This is a genomic window from Glutamicibacter sp. HZAU (assembly GCF_004100365.1).
In the GTDB taxonomy this organism is placed as follows: Bacteria; Actinomycetota; Actinomycetes; order Actinomycetales; family Micrococcaceae; genus Glutamicibacter; species Glutamicibacter nicotianae.
The window spans coordinates 93,243-110,338 of sequence record NZ_SCKZ01000003.1; the positions used below are offsets into that span (position 1 = coordinate 93,243).

16 protein-coding genes and 3 tRNA genes are annotated in these 17,096 nt (G+C 59.0%); 11 read left to right on the forward strand and 8 right to left on the reverse strand.

Annotation, left to right across the window (positions count from 1 at the left end; translation table 11 throughout):
* Nucleotides 1-56 precede the first annotated feature (56 nt).
* The 3 genes from EKH49_RS05180 (at nucleotide 57) to EKH49_RS05190 (ending at nucleotide 1,021) form a co-directional block, all read left to right on the forward strand.
* Nucleotides 57-130 (forward strand) — tRNA-Met (locus EKH49_RS05180).
* A 395-nt stretch (nucleotides 131-525) separates the two neighbouring features.
* Nucleotides 526-599 (forward strand) — tRNA-Met (locus tag EKH49_RS05185).
* 348 nt (nucleotides 600-947) lie between these two features.
* Nucleotides 948-1,021 (forward strand) — tRNA-Met (locus EKH49_RS05190).
* Between the two features lie 116 nt (nucleotides 1,022-1,137).
* Here the strand turns inward: EKH49_RS05190 and EKH49_RS05195 are convergent.
* Both EKH49_RS05195 and EKH49_RS16680 read right to left on the reverse strand, forming a co-directional pair.
* Nucleotides 1,138-1,869, reverse strand: a complete 732-nt coding sequence (locus EKH49_RS05195; RefSeq protein ID WP_128469993.1) for a PspA/IM30 family protein — start codon at nucleotides 1,867-1,869, stop codon at nucleotides 1,138-1,140.
* A 71-nt stretch (nucleotides 1,870-1,940) separates the two neighbouring features.
* On the reverse strand, nucleotides 1,941-4,073 hold the full coding sequence (locus EKH49_RS16680; RefSeq protein WP_236641044.1) for a TPM domain-containing protein: 2,133 nt from the start codon (nucleotides 4,071-4,073) through the stop codon (nucleotides 1,941-1,943).
* A gap of 280 nt (nucleotides 4,074-4,353) precedes the next feature.
* Between EKH49_RS16680 and EKH49_RS05205 the strand changes: the two genes are divergently transcribed.
* The 4 genes from EKH49_RS05205 to EKH49_RS05220 all read left to right on the forward strand — a co-directional run bounded on the left by EKH49_RS05205 (nucleotide 4,354) and on the right by EKH49_RS05220 (nucleotide 8,502).
* Nucleotides 4,354-5,775 (forward strand): S1C family serine protease, encoded by a 1,422-nt coding sequence (locus EKH49_RS05205; RefSeq protein ID WP_236641045.1) that lies wholly within the window; start codon nucleotides 4,354-4,356, stop codon nucleotides 5,773-5,775.
* Between the two features lie 190 nt (nucleotides 5,776-5,965).
* Nucleotides 5,966-6,787, forward strand: a complete 822-nt coding sequence (locus tag EKH49_RS05210) for an electron transfer flavoprotein subunit beta/FixA family protein (RefSeq protein ID WP_128469996.1) — start codon at nucleotides 5,966-5,968, stop codon at nucleotides 6,785-6,787.
* A 12-nt stretch (nucleotides 6,788-6,799) separates the two neighbouring features.
* Nucleotides 6,800-7,744, forward strand: coding sequence for an electron transfer flavoprotein subunit alpha/FixB family protein (locus EKH49_RS05215; protein WP_128469997.1), 945 nt, complete (start codon nucleotides 6,800-6,802; stop codon nucleotides 7,742-7,744).
* On the forward strand, nucleotides 7,741-8,502 hold the full coding sequence (locus tag EKH49_RS05220) for a PIG-L deacetylase family protein (RefSeq protein ID WP_128469998.1): 762 nt from the start codon (nucleotides 7,741-7,743) through the stop codon (nucleotides 8,500-8,502). Before EKH49_RS05215 ends, EKH49_RS05220 begins: the two co-directional genes overlap by 4 nt.
* A 92-nt stretch (nucleotides 8,503-8,594) precedes the next feature.
* Here EKH49_RS05220 and EKH49_RS05225 read toward each other — a convergent pair whose 3' ends face one another.
* From EKH49_RS05225 to EKH49_RS05235, 3 genes are all read right to left on the reverse strand, one after another.
* The gene (locus EKH49_RS05225; protein ID WP_128469999.1) at nucleotides 8,595-9,152 is read right to left on the reverse strand and encodes an anti-sigma factor; all 558 of its coding nucleotides are present in this window, start codon (nucleotides 9,150-9,152) and stop codon (nucleotides 8,595-8,597) included.
* A gap of 124 nt (nucleotides 9,153-9,276) precedes the next feature.
* Entirely contained in the window at nucleotides 9,277-9,738 is a 462-nt protein-coding gene (locus tag EKH49_RS05230; protein WP_066144180.1) for a tRNA (cytidine(34)-2'-O)-methyltransferase, read from the reverse strand.
* 44 nt (nucleotides 9,739-9,782) lie between these two features.
* Nucleotides 9,783-10,631 carry a DnaJ domain-containing protein gene (locus EKH49_RS05235; RefSeq protein ID WP_161567455.1) on the reverse strand — a complete coding sequence of 283 codons (849 nt, stop codon included), beginning with the start codon at nucleotides 10,629-10,631 and terminating at the stop codon, nucleotides 9,783-9,785.
* 168 nt (nucleotides 10,632-10,799) lie between these two features.
* On the opposite strand from EKH49_RS05235, the gene EKH49_RS05240 reads away from it, so the two are divergent.
* Nucleotides 10,800-11,699 carry a diacylglycerol/lipid kinase family protein gene (locus EKH49_RS05240; protein WP_161567456.1) on the forward strand — a complete coding sequence of 300 codons (900 nt, stop codon included), beginning with the start codon at nucleotides 10,800-10,802 and terminating at the stop codon, nucleotides 11,697-11,699.
* On the opposite strand, the gene EKH49_RS05245 is transcribed toward EKH49_RS05240, so the two are convergent.
* On the reverse strand, nucleotides 11,668-12,426 hold the full coding sequence (locus EKH49_RS05245) for a dihydrofolate reductase family protein (RefSeq protein WP_128470002.1): 759 nt from the start codon (nucleotides 12,424-12,426) through the stop codon (nucleotides 11,668-11,670). The two genes, EKH49_RS05240 and EKH49_RS05245, sit on opposite strands and share 32 nt — an antisense overlap.
* Before the next feature lie 12 nt (nucleotides 12,427-12,438).
* Nucleotides 12,439-13,365 carry a dihydropteroate synthase gene (folP, locus tag EKH49_RS05250; protein WP_128470003.1) on the reverse strand — a complete coding sequence of 309 codons (927 nt, stop codon included), beginning with the start codon at nucleotides 13,363-13,365 and terminating at the stop codon, nucleotides 12,439-12,441.
* Nucleotides 13,366-13,477: 112 nt separating this feature from the next.
* On the opposite strand from folP, the gene EKH49_RS05255 reads away from it, so the two are divergent.
* From EKH49_RS05255 to mnmA, 3 genes are read left to right on the forward strand one after another with little or no spacing between them, the layout of a single operon-like run.
* Nucleotides 13,478-14,287: a hypothetical protein gene (locus EKH49_RS05255; RefSeq protein ID WP_128470004.1), complete on the forward strand. Its 810-nt coding sequence runs from the start codon at nucleotides 13,478-13,480 to the stop codon at nucleotides 14,285-14,287.
* 29 nt (nucleotides 14,288-14,316) lie between these two features.
* Entirely contained in the window at nucleotides 14,317-15,552 is a 1,236-nt protein-coding gene (locus EKH49_RS05260) for a cysteine desulfurase family protein (RefSeq protein ID WP_128470005.1), read from the forward strand.
* Entirely contained in the window at nucleotides 15,549-16,685 is a 1,137-nt protein-coding gene (gene mnmA / locus EKH49_RS05265) for a tRNA 2-thiouridine(34) synthase MnmA (protein ID WP_128470006.1), read from the forward strand. Before EKH49_RS05260 ends, mnmA begins: the two co-directional genes overlap by 4 nt.
* A 96-nt stretch (nucleotides 16,686-16,781) precedes the next feature.
* On the opposite strand, the gene EKH49_RS05270 is transcribed toward mnmA, so the two are convergent.
* Nucleotides 16,782-17,096: a DUF2249 domain-containing protein gene (locus EKH49_RS05270; protein ID WP_128470007.1), complete on the reverse strand. Its 315-nt coding sequence runs from the start codon at nucleotides 17,094-17,096 to the stop codon at nucleotides 16,782-16,784.

Consider the following 17,096-nt stretch of genomic DNA (forward strand, 5'->3'; position numbering starts at 1 on the left):
AGCAGTAACTGCCGATTTGCTTTCACTCCGCGATGATGTAAGAATTGTCTAGTCATCGCGGGGTGGAGCAGTTCGGTAGCTCGCCGGGCTCATAACCCGGAGGTCAGAGGTTCAAATCCTCTCCCCGCCACGAATGGCAAGATGGAGATCCGAAAGGATCTCCATTTTGCGTTAAGCTGAAACTCTCCAGCCACCGAACCCGGGGGACGCCCGGGAGTCAATTGTTGCTAATCCGTACGCAGGCAGATCGTCTGGTGGCAGAAAACAACGTCTCCCTGACGCCACCCCGAGGTCAATGAATGCCCGTTACACGGCTACGGGCAAGGGCATCGGCAGTTGCATTTGATGACCCAGGTCCGAGCACGGCCGCTCGCGACTTTCCGGACCGGGTGCAGACAGTGCAAGAAATATGGTCAGCACCGAAGAGTAATTCGGGTCAGGTGGGACATTCGAGCGGAGTGGGATTAAGGACACGCTCTTCGATTCGCTATTGAGTTCAACAGTTGGTAATGTTGTATTTACCGACGCGGGGTGGAGCAGTTCGGTAGCTCGCCGGGCTCATAACCCGGAGGTCAGAGGTTCAAATCCTCTCCCCGCCACGAAAGTGGAAACGGAGATCCGAAAGGGTCTCCGTTTTCTTTGTCTTGCCGGCTTGGCGGCTTGGCGCCACTGCCGGATCACTGCCAGTCGTTGATCAGACCCACGAAATCAGAAACTCGGATCTCTGCCCCTGCTGCGAGTCAGTACGAGCGGCCATCTGGTTCCCGACAGCTAATTCTCTTGCCGGCCTACCATGTGCATCTGAAAAGATCCTTCGTTACCCGCTCATGCTGCGGGGGACTGGTGCTTTGTTCGATGCCTCCAGAGCGCTGGATCATTGCGTGACCAAGCGCACTTCCTCAGGATTGGCCAAGTCATTCACCGATTGGTAAAGTTGTATTTACCGACGCGGGGTGGAGCAGTTCGGTAGCTCGCCGGGCTCATAACCCGGAGGTCAGAGGTTCAAATCCTCTCCCCGCCACGAAAGTGGAAACGGAGATTCGAAAGGGTCTCCGGTTCTTGTTTAATCATCAAAAGCAATTGGCTGGCATGCTTGCGCACTGCCAGCCAATTGACAATATCCCGTTATTCGAGTTCCTAGCTTTCCAAAGCACCAGTCTGCTTGGCCTTCAGGGCCGCCAGACGAGCTTCAACTTCGGTCTGCTCACCCAGATCTTCCAAGGACTCGAACTGGGCGTCCAGGCTTGACGCCTGCAATTCTGCAGCACCGCGGACTCGGGCTTCTTCGCGTCGAACCTTTTCCTCGAAGCGGCCGATCTCGCTGGATGGATCCATGATGTTCACGGATTTGATGGCTTCGTTGACCTGGTTCTGAGCGTGAGCCGACTTGGCGCGGGCGACCAGCTCGTCGCGCTTGCTGGCCAACTCGGTGCGCTTTTCCTTCATCATGTTCAAACCGCTCTTGAGCTTGTCCACGATTTGGCGCTGCGATGTAATCGTTGGCTCTGCGGTCTTCATCTCGGACTCGGCCTGCATCTGGCGCTGGATGGCCACCTTAGCCAAGTTGTCGAACTTCGCGGCATCATCTGCCTTGCCTGCGGAGCGGAACTCCTCCGCCTTGTTGGACGCTGCCAGAGCTTTGGCACCCCACTCGGAAGCTGCCTGCTCGTCCTCGCGGTAGTCGTCTTCCAGCATGCGCAGGTTGCCGATGGTCTGGGCAATCGCCTGCTCTGCTTCGGCGATATTGTCGTTGTAGTCGCGCACCATCTGATCCATCATTTTCTGAGGGTCTTCAGCTGCGTCGAGCATCGCATTGATGTTGGCCTTGGCCAGCTGGGAAATGCGTCCGAAGATTGACTGCTTGATCATGGTTGGACCTTTCTGTCCGTCAGGAAAAACATTAGGTACTTCAAAACAACTAGTGAATCTATTCCGGCAAACTAGAAATTGCCGCCTCCGCCGCCTCCGAAGTCACCTCCTCCGAACCCGCCTCCGTCGCCAAAGCCGCCAAAGCCGCCCCCGCCGAAGAATCCTCCGCCGTCGCCGCCATCCGAATGACCGCCGTGGCTTCCGCCACCGAGGATAGTATTTATCAGGATGCCGCCGAGCATGGCACCGCCGATGCCATCAAACATCCCGCCGCCACGGCCGCGGCCGTAGTTGCCGTAATTTCCGTATCCGCGGGAGCCGCCAAAACCGTCAAATCCACTGACATCGTTTTCGGCCATCTGCGCAGCCTGATCAGCCAACTGAATTGCACGCTGGGCCGAACCCACGGCACGCAGCGGATCGCTGCCGGAAAGCGAACGGGCTTCATCGAAGGTGCGTTGCGCTTCAGCAAGACGGGTGCGTGCCGAGGAACGTACGCCACCGCGCCGGGCACGGATGTAATCGTCCGTGCCGCTGATGCGTGATGCTGCCGTATGCAAGAGCGAATCAAGCTGCGCACGGGCAGACTGTTCCTGCTGCGCCCGGTCACGCGAACTGGACAGGGCCTCTGAGAGCGGGCGCACGGCCTCGTCGAGCTGGGTGATCAACGCCAGCGGGTTGTATCGGTCGCTGTTCAAAGCTTGCTTGGTATTATTCAGGGCGCTTTCCACACCGGCCACGGCACTCGCCAACCCGGGATTCGAACCGTTTGCCATGAAAGCTTTCGCTTGGGCCAGGTCCCGTTCGGCTAGTGCCATTGACGACTTCAAATCTTGCTGGGCTTGCTCCAACGCTTCGCCGGCTTTGTTGATGGCTTTGAGCAGCACATCGGCTTGGTCCTGCGCTTCTTCCGCGTTTGGGATCAAGATCGCGGCATTGGGACGGTCATTGGCCAGTTTCTCCGATGCCTGCTTCAAGGCAGATGACGCAAAGGTCAAACGTTCTGCGGCTTGTTCGGCATTGTCCTTGATCTGTGCAACTGCGCTGGCATCGTATCGGCCAGCGAGGCGTTCCAAATCGGCAACTCGAGCCGAAAGCCTCTGATTGAGCGGTTCTTGATTCGCTGAAACCTCAGTTATGCGATCCTCCGCATTCTGCTCCAGCTGGCGCAACTGCTTGAACTCGTTGGCATGAGCCTGCAGGGAATGATTAACCTTCTGGCAACGGTCAATGATTTCATTCAGCCAAGAACGCTGATCCTGTTCGGTATCCGGGATATCGTCATCCAACTGCTGCTGCAAACGGAAGGATTCCGACAGGTGGGTCTTGGCCTGTTCGATATCTTCGAGATAGACCTGGACCGCTTGCTTCCCGTACTGAGCCTCGGCGAAGCCCAATTCCTGCTGGGAAGAACGAATCGAGTCGTCTGCTGCTACCAGCAACTGATCTGCCTGCAAACGGAGCTTGTCCAGCGGGATCAACTGTTGCTGCGGCGCAGGAGAGCCATAATTTCCAGGGGGTTGACCCGGGCCCTGGCCGAGTGGAGCGGTCTTGTTCTTGCTACGCCGTGAAAGGAGCAGGTACCCAACCACAGCGACGGCGCCAATGACCAGAACGACTGTCAGGAAACCGCCGCCGGAGGAAGAGCCATCGGGGCTGCCACCGCCTTCGACACTGCGCATGCCATCGATAGCGCCTTCAACGGCGCCAGCCCAGTCATTTTCGCCGAGTGCTGGACTGATCTGGCTGCTGTAGATTTCGGTGGCGGCCGAGGCAATTGGGCCTCCCTTCGCGCCAGCAAAATATGCCTGCCGGGTTTGGGTCGCTACTACCAAGATGGAGTCGGCACTGCCCAGCCCTTTCTTGTTGGCAACCTCGGTGGCCCATTGATCAGCTTGGGCTGGGTTCGAGAACTCATCGACGAATACCGCAAAGAGATTCAACCCTGTATCGCTGCGGAGCTCTTTGATTTCGGACTCCAAGCGCGCCTCGTCCGAACCAAGCACACCTGAAGAATCGACTACGAAATCGCCGGGTGGAATAGTAACCGGCGATTCAGCCATTGCCGGTGCCGATAAGCCGAAAGAGGCTGCGGCTGCCAATAGTGCTCCAGCAATGAGCCGTCTAGCTTTCATACGCATGTCTTGTTTCCCGCCTGAAATACAACAGCCAATCCAAAGATCAGGAGAGGGCCGATCTGGCAATCCCCAGAGATTGGGTTCACACTTATGATTGATTCTATTTGCCCTAATGAACCACGTCTACGCCATTCAGCTGGCAGAATAGTTAACTCACAGCAGGTGCTCAGACACCACAATTCGATGCCACAGACCTGAGTTGAATAATTGAACTCAAGAGAATTCGACAGTTCGAAAGAGGCAAGCCATGAGCCAGACACCGAATGAGCCACGTGGGAACGATGCGGGCAATTCATCAGAGCCAAAGAACAACAACACGGACCCAGTGGCTTCGAGTGAACCAACAGTGAGCTACCCGAGGGTGAACCCGGGCCCACGCACCAGCGAGCAGCCAACTAGCGCATACCCAACGGCGGCTGCCGACAGCACGCCGAATTCGGCCCACCAACATGGCCAGCATTCCGATGCCCAGCCAGTCCAGAACGGATCTGCTTACGGTTCGGGCTACGGCATGACGTCCAACGAGCCAGTGCACTACCCAGTTCCACCGGAGAAGCCTTCCAAGAACAAGAAGTCCTTCTCCGGCAGCACCCTCATCGCGGGAATGGTCGCGGCGGCACTGGTCGGCGGCGTCACCGCCGCTGGCACTACCTATCTCATGAATGACAACGCAGGCTCTTCCTCGGTCACCAGCTCGCCGCGCGAGGGAGTGGTGATCAACAATCCGGACAAGGTCACCGAAGTCACCGCAGCCGCCGCCAAGGCCAGTCCCAGTGTGGTGACCATCGAAGTATCCGGCAACGGCTCCGGCGGATCCGGATCGGGCATCGTCTTGGATGACAAAGGAAACATTCTGACCAACACCCACGTGGTCACCCTGGGTGGAGAAGTCGCCAATCCAAAGATTTCGGTTCAGATGAACGACGGTACCGTGCATAGCGCCACTGTCGTCGGAACCGATCCGCTATCGGATCTGGCTGTCATCAACATCCAGGCCGACGGTCTGGTTCCGGCCACCTTGGGCTCATCGGCCGAACTGAACGTCGGGGATACCGCGGTCGCCATTGGCGCCCCTCTGGGCCTGAGCGGCACCGTCACCGACGGCATCATTTCCACACTGAACCGCACTATCTCCATCGCGTCTTCGGCCGTGCCCGAGGAAAGCGACCAGAGCGATGGCGGAGACGGCAATCAGTTCAACTTCCAATTCCCCGGGCAAGAACAGCAACAGCAGCAATCAAGCGGTTCGATCTACGTGAATGTCATCCAGACCGACGCGGCGATTAACCACGGCAACTCCGGCGGCGCACTGGTTGACGCCAATGGTGAAATCATCGGCGTCAACGTCGCCATCGCCTCGGCTGGCAACAGCGAAGAAGGCGGCTCGATTGGCGTGGGCTTCGCTATCCCTATCGACTATGCAAAGCGTGTTGCCCAGGAACTGATCGACAACGGCGTCGCAACGCACGGTCTGCTCGGTGCCACGGTGACGCCACAGGGCGCCTCGGGATCCAACCAGCAGAACGCATCGGCCTTCTCGGTTGGTGCCCGCATTGTTGAAATCAGCCCTGACTCGGCAGCTGACAAGGCGGGCCTGAAATCCGGCGACGTGATCACCGGCGTCAATGGCCGCGCGGTCCAGGACTCGCAGACGGTGACGGCCGCCATTCGCGAGATCCCTGCCGGGGGAGAAGCGAAAATCAGCTATCTTCGCAATGGCCAGGAGCATACCGCAACCGCAACGGTCGGGACGCTGTCAAATAACTAAACAAATCGTCATGATGACGCTGTGAATCAAGTGACGCAGGCTGGTGACGAACCAGCCTGCGTCACTTGATGTTCTCAGAGCGATAAACGCCGAGTGAACTGCATTGTGTCGATACGATAGAGGCTGAAGGAATAAGCCTGCGCCCGTGTATTGCATCGGAGCGGGCATGGAAGCTTGTAGGAAGGCGCGAATGAGCGAGGAAAGCACCACGCCACTGAAAATAGTGGTTCTGGTCAAACACGTCCCAGATGTTCAATTTGACCGTCACATCGATTCAGGGACGTTGCGCCTTGACCGTGCGGAATCAGTCCTCTCGGAGCTGGACGAATACGCTGTGGAAGCTGCTGTTTCCATCGTGGAAGCCAACGGTGGATTCGCCGCGGGACATGAAGTCATCGCTGCGACCATGGGTGGCAAGGGATCGGGCAACTCGGTCAAGAAGGCCTTGCAAATGGGCGCCAGCTACGGCCTGCACCTCAATGATGAAGCCCTGGCAGGCTCCGATACCGTCGCCACATCCAAAGCGCTCGCCGCTCTGGTTGAACATGTCGGCAACGTTGACCTGGTTGTTACCGGCATGTCCTCAACCGACGCAGAGACTTCGGTTGTCCCAGCTCAGCTCGCAGAGCGACTGGGCTTTGCACAGCTGACTCACGCGCTCGCCGTCGAGTTCGACGCAGCACAGCGCGAACTGGCGATCAAACGCGATCATCTGGATCGTACCTTGACCCTGACAGCTAGCCTGCCTGCAGTGCTTTCGGTCACCGACCAGGCCAACGAGCCCCGCTACCCGAATTTCAAGGCCATCATGGCTGCCAAGAAGAAGACCGTTACCGAGCTGGATTTGGCGGCTATCGGCTTGGATGCTGCGGCTGTTGGGGCCATTGGTTCGAACACCGAGGTTATCGGAGCCGAAGCCCGTCCTGCACGTGGAGCCGGAACTGTCATCAATGACAGCGGCCAGGCAGGCATTGCCTTGGTTGATTTCTTGGCCGAACAGAAGCTGATCTAAGGAATATTGAACATGCCTTCAGCCCTTGTATTTTTCTCTGAATTTTCCGAAGCACCGTCCAAGGCCCAACGCGAACTGCTGACCCTGGCATCCGGCTTCGAGAACCCAGCTGTGTCCGTTGCAAGCCAAGTCAGCGCCGCAGCACAGGAAGTGCTAGCTTCCTACGGCGTGGTGAAGCTCTACACCGCCTCCAGCGAAGCGCAGGTTTTCGGAGAGCACGAGCTTTCCGTGCTTGACGCAGCCCTACAGGCTACCGGCGCCGGATTGGTTTTGCTTGCCAACGACAACTTCAGCCGTGAACTCGGGGCCCGCCTGGCTGTCCGCCACAACGGTGCGATTATCACTGACGTCATTGGCATCACCGGTGACTTGGTGGCGACCAAGGACGAGCTGGCCGGAAGCTACAGCGTTCAGGCCAAGCCAACCAACGGGACCCTCTTCGCCACTTTGAAGCCAAACAGCATCGAGGACGCTCCTGCTGCTGCCAGCGTCCCGTTGGCGGTAGAAGAACTGGCGCTGGAGGATTCCAGCGATGCCAAGGTCCGTATTGCGGCCGCCGAGGCCAAAGCAGCCAGCGACCGCCCGGCACTGACCGAAGCGCGCGTCGTGGTTGCTGGCGGACGTGGTGTCAATGGAGACTTCGGTCCGGTTGAAGACCTCGCGGATGCCCTGGGAGCCGCCGTGGGCGCTTCTCGAGCAGCAACTGATGCCGGCTGGATCTCGCATGATGCGCAGATCGGCCAAACTGGTGTAACCGTCGCACCGCAGCTGTACATCTCTGCAGGCATCTCCGGAGCAATCCAGCAGAAGGCAGGCATGCAGACCAGCAAATTCATCATCGCCATCAACAAGGATGTCGACGCTCCAGTCTTTGAAATTGCCGACCTGGGCATCGTTGGCGACCTGGCCAAGGTCCTGCCGCAGGCAGCCGAAGAGATCCGACGTCGCAAGGCATGATCGATACAGCGAAGTTCATTGGCACAGGCTCCCAGCGGGTTCTGGCCTTCGGCGCCCACCCGGATGATCTGGATTTTGGGGCGGCCGGCACCATCGCGGCACTGACCGCTGCGGGTGCAGAAGTCCAGTATTGCATCATGACCGACGGAGACGCTGGCGGCTTTGATGATCGGGATCCCGAAGAAACCGCCAGGCTCCGCCACGAAGAGCAGAAGCAGGCCGCTGCCAAGGTGGGCGTGAAGACCGTCCATTTCCTCGGTGAACGAGACGGCTTCTTGGAAGCCAGCCACGATGTCATGCGCAAGGTGGTTCGGCTGATGCGCCAGGTGAGGCCTACCATCGTGATTGCCATGCACCCAGAGCGCAAGTGGGATCGGATCCAGGCCTCGCACCCAGACCATCTGGCTTGCGGTGAAGCGGTCACCCGCGCGATATATCCGGCGGTGGAGAATCCGTTCTCCTATCCAGAACTGCTGCATGCCGAAGGACTGGAACCGTACAAGGTGCCTTGGCTCTGGTTGTGCGGGGCTCCGCAGGAACGCGAGAATGCCTACGTGGACATTACCGAATTCTTCGGCAAGAAGATGGATGCCTTGCGTTCGCACTTCACGCAGCATCCGGACGTTGCGGCCATGGAGAACTATGTTCTGCAGCAGTGCGAAGAAAACGCCGTGCGGGGACAACTAGGAAAAGGCAAGCTTGCCGAAGCCTTCCATGCAGTGGCGGTGAACGCCAGCGACACGATTGCCGGGTTCTAGCGACCCGCGTGATGTGCATATGAAAAGAGCTCGGGGTGAAGACCATTTATTGGTCTTCGTCCCGAGCTCTTTGCTTAGCCGGTGGCGAGTTGCTAACTCGCGTCCTGCGTTTCCTGATTTTGGGCCAGCGGAAGGTCCACTGAAGCTTCAGCATCTTCAGACGGCATGTCCGGGATCTTGGCACCCTCAATGGTGATGTGAAGCGCAATCACATCATCGGCTGGGGTCAGTCCAGCCGAGGCGTCTTCACCGGTGCTGGAAACGATCACCGTGACACTGCCGGACTCATGCACGGCCCATGCAACGTATTGTTCCGAACCGTCCAAGGCTGGCAGCTCGGAGAGCTCGACACCCACAGCATTTTCGGACTCGGAAGAGCTGAGCACCGCTTGCCCGCCGCTCTTCAACTCGACGGTCTGGGTGACTGCATCATCGGCTTTGGACGCCTTGGATGCTTTCGTGCCTCCATTGAGCAGGGTGAAAATCACCAATGCCAGGACAACGATGATGGCAAGTCCTGTAACTGCGAAGATCCAGCGCTTGGGCTTTGTCTTCGCTGCACGTGAACTGCTGGCCACTTGGCTCACCAGGTCTAGACCCAGGTTCTCGTCCTGGGGTTCGTCGCGGTGCTGGGAATGGCTACCGTTCATGGTCTTGGAATCTCCCGGAATGTAGTCGGCACAGTTCAATACCCGTGAAACTTCGGGTACAGACTCGAGCCTACTTTATAAAGATTAGGTAAAGCTGTATGCGTGGCGCTGGCGAGCTGGTACTTTATGCGCCAGCGAAGCCGTGCTGGCGCCACGCTTCGAAGGCCACTACGGATGCCGTGTTGGCCAGATTCATCGAGCGGCGTCCTGGAAGCATCGGCAAACGGACCAAATCGGTGACGCGAGGATGCTGCTTATCCTCTGCGCTCAACCCAACAGATTCACGGCCGAAAAGCAGGATGTCGCTGGTCTCGTAGCGGATGTCCGAGTAGACAGTGGTCCCCTCGGAGGTGAAGGCATAGACCCGGCCTTCGCCCAACGCATCAAAGGCCGCATCAAGATTTTCATGCACCGTGACGTTGGCCAGATCGTGGTAGTCCAATCCAGCGCGACGCAGATTGGCGTCCTCGAAATTGAAGCCTAGTGGCTTCACCAAATGCAGTTCTGCGCCGGTGATGGCGGCTAGTCGGATGGCGTTGCCGGAATTACCCGGGATTTCTGGGGCATTGAAAACGATACGAAACACTCAATTAGTTTAAGCTCTCGCCGTCAAGATTTAAGCCATTGACCTTAGTACATCGCCTCACGTAACTTCGCCAGGGCCAGACGGTCAACAACATTTGGCGATGGACCGGAGCCCAGGAAGAGTTTCAACTCGCGGATCAATCCCGCTGCGTTGAGCACATTAGGCGTCGATGCCAGGGTTGGATCGGCATTGCGGAGGTACTCGATAACCGGTTCGTGATGATTGCCGTTGGCAGAAAGCACCAGGGTGAACGCGACAACGTTCATCTGCATGAACTGGCGTTGCATGCCGGAAATCGAGAACTGCGGAGGCTGTGTCAGCTTATTGCCGTGGCGCAAGACATTGCCATCAAAGGAATAGTAGCCATCGGGCAACGTCATCGTGTTGATCACTGCCATGCGGTAACCGGCAAACAGCACATGGTCGTAGTGGCCGGATGCCGGCGAACGCAATCCATTGACCAAACGGGCCGCCGGCAAGATATTCATTACATTCTTGGTCAGCAAGTTGATGGTCTGTGCTTCGCGAATCAGCCGCGATCGGTTGGAGAACAGGCCGCGCTTGCGAGGCTCACCGTGCACCCGCTGCTCACAAATCTTCCTCTCCGGCAGCGACAAGGAGGATTCCGACAATGGCGGTACATACTCGGTGGGCAACTGGGCCTTGGGTTGCTGTGGGCTCTTGCGCAAGCGCTCGTCGAACGGACGGGCGCTGAATCCGGCGCGCGGAGCGTTGCCCGGAGCCGGGAAGCTCTGTTCATAATCCAGCGGAGTCGCCAGCTCGTTCAGCTGCTGGAAAGCGCGTTGCACTTCTTTGAACTTGTCCTCGCTGCCACCGAGATCTGGATGTGTGGCGCGAGCGGCTCTCCGGTATGCGATCTTGATCTCTTCCAAGCTCGCAGTGGGCGCGACACCAAGAATTTCATAGGGGCTTGGTGTGCTCATTGAACGGAAGAATCCTCTCGGTGTAAACGACCAAATGGCCAGTGCTTCCCAGTTTAGCGAACGCAACCCAGCAAATTCTTTGTAGAAGCGTCAAGTTGCTGGGTAATCTCTATGCTCATGAGCTCGATTGCGCACGCCGAAAAAATCCGAATCATCTTCCACCCCTCCTCAGGACGAGGACGGGGGATGCGCCGTGCCCAGCAACTTGCCCAAGAGCTGGGGGCTCTGGGGCTGGAGCATGAGCTGGTTGATACTTCGGTAACGAGTGTGGAACAAGTCGGTGATCAGCTCAGAGACTCGCGGATCATCATCATCATTGGCGGTGATGGGCTGATCCACCACTGCATCCAGCACGTTGCGGGTACTGCGATTCCCGTTGGGGTTGTTCCCGCCGGCAGCGGCAACGACTTCTGGCGCATGACAGGGGACAAGAAGGCAGACGATTCCTTGGCCAAGATGATTGCATTTTGCAGGCAACCGGGAGCAACGACGCCCATCGACCTGTTGGAACTGCGGTTCGACCAGGCCGGGGGATCACCACGATATGCGCTAGGTGCGGTCTCCTGGGGGTTTGAAGCCACCGTCAATGCGAAAGCCAACGCGCTGCCACGGCAACTCGGAGCCTTGCGGTACATCGCCGCACTGATCCTGTGCATCCCGCAGTTGCGCGGATGGCACAGTGAGGTCAAGGCCAACGGACTGGAATTCAGCGGGAGTGTCCTGGCCGCCAGCTTGGCCAATATCAAGTCACTGGGCGGAGGAATCAAGCTCTTCCCCCGTGCCGAAATAACCGACGGCACCGCAGAATTGGCGATCGTACGCGGACCCCGGATTCTGCGTGTCCTTCCGTATCTGCCAAGAATCCTCACCGGCGCACCACACCCATGGAAAGTCAGCGCACACCTTGCCCATGCCCGCGTGGAAACAACTCGGAGCAGCTATGCCGACGGGGAATGCGTCGGCGAGGGGTCATTCGACCTATCAGTTATTCCGGCTGGGATTCAGCTGATCTCCTGAACCGGTAGTCGCAGAAGAGCATGCTGTCCTCTTCGAAAAGGGAATGCAGCTCGAACTGGAGGAAAGCCTGCTGCTCGTGAACCGCAATTCTCATGCCATCGCCAGCCACCAGCACCGGGGAGTGGCTGATGCAGGCTGAATCCACGGCGCCAGCCGCGGCGAATTGTCCAAATATATGGGGACCACCCTCGGCATGGATGAAGCCAAGACCTCGGGAATGCAGGTAGTCGACAATTTCCTGCGGCGCACATCCGCCGTCCTTGTCAGAAACCTGCACGAGGGTGGCATTGGTCCCGAAAGCTTCACGCTGTTCGTCAGATACGTCGACGCTGGTGAAAAGCAACACCGGAACTGGGGATTTGGCAAAGACCGGCGCAATTGGCTTCAGATGCAATCCGTGGGAAACGAGCGCCAGCACAGGCTGTGGTGGCATCCCACGCTCGATTCGCCATGCCATGTCCTCTTCGGATAGGAGCTGGCCTTCGTATCCCTCGGCACGCACCGTTCCCGCACCGACCAGGATTACGTCGGCAAGTCGGCGCAAGAGCGAGAAAATCCTTCTATCGCCCGGTGAGCCCAAACCGCCGGAAAGCCCATCAACCTGGGCGCTCCCATCGATGCTGCTGACAAAGTTGAAACGCACGAAAGGGCGTTGCCCACTGGAGTAGCGTTCAAGCAGGAACTGGTCATCAACCTGATCAGCTGGTTGGGGGAGCAGGGCACGCATCGGGAGAACTCCTTACTGGCTGGCTTCGCGTTCTGGGTGAGCAGGAGGATTGACATCCCCCATGTTGTGAATCTGGTAGGCAGGTTCCCTCCAACCCTGGGCTGCTTCGAGCAGGCGTACAGTCTGCACCGATTCAGGAATGTTGTGCATCCGCAGAATCCGGGCGCCATTCATGGCGCAGATTGTTGCTGCCACCATGGATCCGACCATGCGCTCGCCCTTCGGCAAGTTCAGCGTCTCGCCAATGAAGTCCTTATTCGAAACTGCAGCCAATGCCGGATAGCCCAAATCAGCGAAGGCCTGGAACCCGGCGGTCAGATCCAGCGTGTGGCGGGTGTTCTTGTTCAGGTCATGGCCCGGATCGACAATGATCTTCGCCGGCGAGACACCAGCGTCCAACGCGACCTGGACCTTCTCCACCAGGTACTGGCGGATTTCGGCCACCACATCGTCATAGTGCGGGCGCGGATAGACGGTGCGGGGCTTGGCCAGCGAATGGGTGATCACCACGTGCACATCGTTCTTGGCCACCACCTGGGCCAATTCCGGGTAGGAAAATCCTGTGGTGTCATTGATGACATCCGCTCCGGCATCAATGGCGGCTTGCGCCACCTGGGGGTGGAAAGTGTCGGCCGAGATGATCGCCGAACTGCGTTGGCGCACTTGGCGGATCACCGGGACAATTCGCTCCGCCTCTTCCTGCCACGGGAGTTCGGGGCCAGGGGAGAAGGGCACCCCGCCGATGTCCACCCAATCCGCGCCCGCCTCTACCGCACGCATGGCAGCGGCTACTGCATCGTCCAAGCCAAAGGTCGACCCTGCGTCGTAGAAAGAATCCGGGGTGCGGTTGATCACGGCCATCACCGCGATCCGCTTCGAGAAATCCAAGGAACGCTGCGAAAAATCATGGACGGGAACCAAGAAGTCAGGCTTGAACATGCAGGAAGGCTCCCTCAGCTGGTTTCGACAAGTGATCTGTTGTTCTTCTATTCATACCACCGACCATGGCAGGGAGACGGAATTCCTCTGCTGATCTCGCTAGGCTTAGAGCATGCAGTTTTCCCACCTCTCCGCAGATCACGGGCAATGGATCGCGTCCGCTTGCGCATCGGCCGACCCCAGCACGGTTGTTGCCCAAATCCCTCACGGCTTTGAACGCTACGTTCGCATCTTGCACCCTGCCCTGGATGAAGATGACCAGCTGGTGCGCTGGGAGACGGTGGCGCAGAGCCGCAAGCACATCATCACCGCGGCCGATCTTTTCGAAACCGTGGCCGGACTGGACGCGCAAGGCAATCCTGAAACCGAGGATGCCTGGGTGGATTCCGATCTGCCCCTTGACCAGCTCCCGGAATCCCAATGGCGGGCCCTGGCCGCAGAACTTGTGGCGGCTTCCCCGCAGGACCAGAAGTTCGTGGTCGGCTTGTGGGCAGGCTACGCCTTTATCGAAGGCGGGGATCGAATCCAGATCGAGCGCGAACCTGATCCTGCATTGAACGATGAAGAGAACCAAAGGGAGTACGAGCTGGCGCTCGCCGAGGCCCAGAAGCCGGCCTTTGGCCCCGAGGTCATCCACGCGGACCTGCTGGAGCTGGGCGGCGGGTACCGGAACTACCACCTGTTCGAAGCGGACGCCGAGTTCCTGGCACGACCCGAATGGGCAATAACTACCGACGGTGCCCAGCGCCAGCGCCCTGCCTTGGCCTTTGCGGCAGACCACTCGTGGATGCTGTCAACCGAACCCTTCGATGACTGCACGATTCTGGGCGGTCCCGCGTCATTGATCGAAGCGATCCTGGATAATCGGGTGCTGGAAGCCATTGAGGTCGGCCAATTCACACGGATCGGCCATTCAAACTAGGGCACCAAACCCCGTACCATTGAAGAGTTATGAATACTTCCGCCGTATACCTGGATCACGCGGCAACCACCGATCTGAATCCAGCAGCTTTGGCTGCGATCATCGAGCAATATTCCCGCACCGGAAACCCGTCGTCCTTGCACACAGCCGGACGTCGAGCCAACCGTACGGTGGATGATGCCCGCCAGGCTATTGCCAAGGCCGCCGGAGCGCACTCCAGCGAATTGATCTTCACATCTGGCGGAACCGAATCGGATAACCTGGCGCTGAAGGGACTGTTCTGGAACCGCGTAGCGGCCAATGAGCAGGCTCGCGCCATCGTGCTCACCGGCATCGAGCACCACGCGATCCTGGATACTGCAACATGGTTGCAGGACCACGAGAATGCCACCTTGCTGTGGCTGGCCGTTGACGAGGACGGCGTGGTTGACCTGGAGGCGGCAGAAAAGCTTTTTGCAGAGCATCACCAGCACATTGCCTTGGCAACCTTGATGTGGGCCAACAATGAAGTCGGCACCGTGCAGCCAGTCCGTGAATTCGCCGCCTTGGCTGGCCGCTACGGGATCCCTGTGCACTCGGATGCGGTCCAGGCCTTCGGTGCAGTGGAGGTTGACTTCGCCTCCTCGAATTTGGCCACCATGGCGATCAGCGCGCATAAGATCGGCGGCCCGGTAGGAATCGGCGGACTGCTGGTTCGCAGGGATGTCGTGCTCACCCCTGTGCAGCACGGTGGCGGACATGAACGCAAGCTGCGTTCGGGCACCTTGAACGCTGCCCACGCGGCCGGCTTCGCCGCTGCGGCTACTGCGGTGCGTGCCGAATTGCAGCAGGAAGCCGCGCGGCTGAGCGGACTGCGCGACTACGCTGTCGAGAAGATCAGCGGCCTAATCCCGGAAGCCGTGCTGAATGGTCCACGGGACCAGGCCAATGAAGGCAAGCGGCTGCCCGGCAATCTGCACTTCACTTTCCCCGAATGCGAAGGGGATTCCTTGCTTTTCGGCTTGGATATGGTGGGCATTGCTTCATCCACCGGGTCGGCATGCACTGCTGGCGTTCCGCAGCCTTCGCATGTTTTGCTGGCTATGGGACGTGATGCGCGCACCGCCCGCAGTGTGCAACGCTTCACATTGGGGCATACATCCACACGCGCAGACGTTGACGCATTACTAGAGGCTTTGCCGCAAGCATATGCGCAGGCAAAGAAGGCTGGCATGGCAGCCGATGAAAGCAGCATCCACACGGCAGGAACAGGTTTTACACGATGAAAGTACTAGCAGCGATGTCCGGAGGCGTGGACTCGGCGGTTGCCGCCGCCCGCGCAGTTGAAGCCGGCCACGATGTGGTCGGCGTGCACTTGGCCCTGTCCCGCATGCCAGGGACCCTTCGCACCGGTTCGCGCGGTTGCTGCACCTTGGAAGACTCCAATGATGCCTGGCGTGCCTGCGACAAGCTGGGCATCCCGTATTACGTTTGGGATTTCTCTGACCGCTTCGCCGAGGACGTGGTGGATGACTTCGTAGCTGAATACGAGGCCGGCCGCACCCCGAACCCGTGCATGCGCTGCAATGAGAAGATCAAGTTCGCCGCCTTGCTCGAGAAGGCCTTGGCCCTGGGCTTTGATGCGGTTTGCACCGGCCACTACGCCAAGGTGCTGCGCGACGAGCAGGGCAACCCGGAGCTGCACCGCGCCGCGGACTGGGCCAAGGACCAGTCCTACGTCTTGGGCGTGCTGACCCACGAGCAGCTGGAGCACTGCATGTTCCCGCTGGCCGAGACCCCCTCCAAGGCGGAAGTCCGTGCCGAAGCAGCCGCGCGGGGTCTGACGGTCGCGAACAAGCCCGACAGCTATGACATCTGCTTCATCCCTGATGGGGATACCCGTGGCTGGCTGGCTGAACGCATTGAGATGAAGCCGGGGGAGATCGTCGATCACGAGGGCAACCAGCTCGGCGAGCATGAAGGTGCGCAGGCCTTCACCGTTGGCCAGCGCAAGGGCCTTCGCCTGGGCCGTCCGGCAGCCGATGGCAAACCGCGTTTCGTGCTGGAAATCCGTCCGAAGGAAAACAAGGTGATCGTCGGTCCGGAAGCTCTGCTGGCAGTGGACCAGTTGCGCGGCATCCGCATTTCCTGGGCGGGCGTGCCAATTGCTGAAGTCTTCAGCGGAGAGACCTTCGAGTGCATGGTGCAGGTGCGTGCGCACGGCGATCCGGTGGCCGCTGTGGCTCACATGGAGCGCTCCGACGAAGGCCGCGACGAGCTGGTAGTCAATCTCCCCGAAGGCATGCGCGGAGTCGCGCCGGGCCAGACCATGGTCGTCTACCAGGGCAGCCGCGTGCTGGGCCAGGCAACTATCGATTCTGCCCGTTCCAGCGCTTGGGATCCATCGAAGGTCGGATAACCCGCCGCAACCATGTGGTCTCGCAAATAAGGGCCCCGGCTTGAGCGAAACTTTTTGAAGTTTCGCCCAAGCCGGGGCCCTTATGCTCTTTGCCGATTAATTGCGAACGAACTTGAGCTTCCATATTTCAGGGCCTTCTTCGAGATAGCTGATCTCGAAAGCCGTCGCATCGCGCTGCTGCAGCTGGGCCAGCAGAGGCAGTGGATTGTGGGTAGCTGACAGCACGAGGCCTGCTCCCGGCCGCAGTGAATCCAGGGCGCCGAAGATGGCCGCGTGGCGTACTGCGTGGGGGATGGTCTGGACGTCGAGCTGGGGGAGGTCCTCGTCATGTCCGCCGCAGGCGCAGGTGCCAGGTGCCGGCTGCTTCAATGCTTCTTCTCTGCTGCCGGAAATTTCGATACGTTCTGCCAT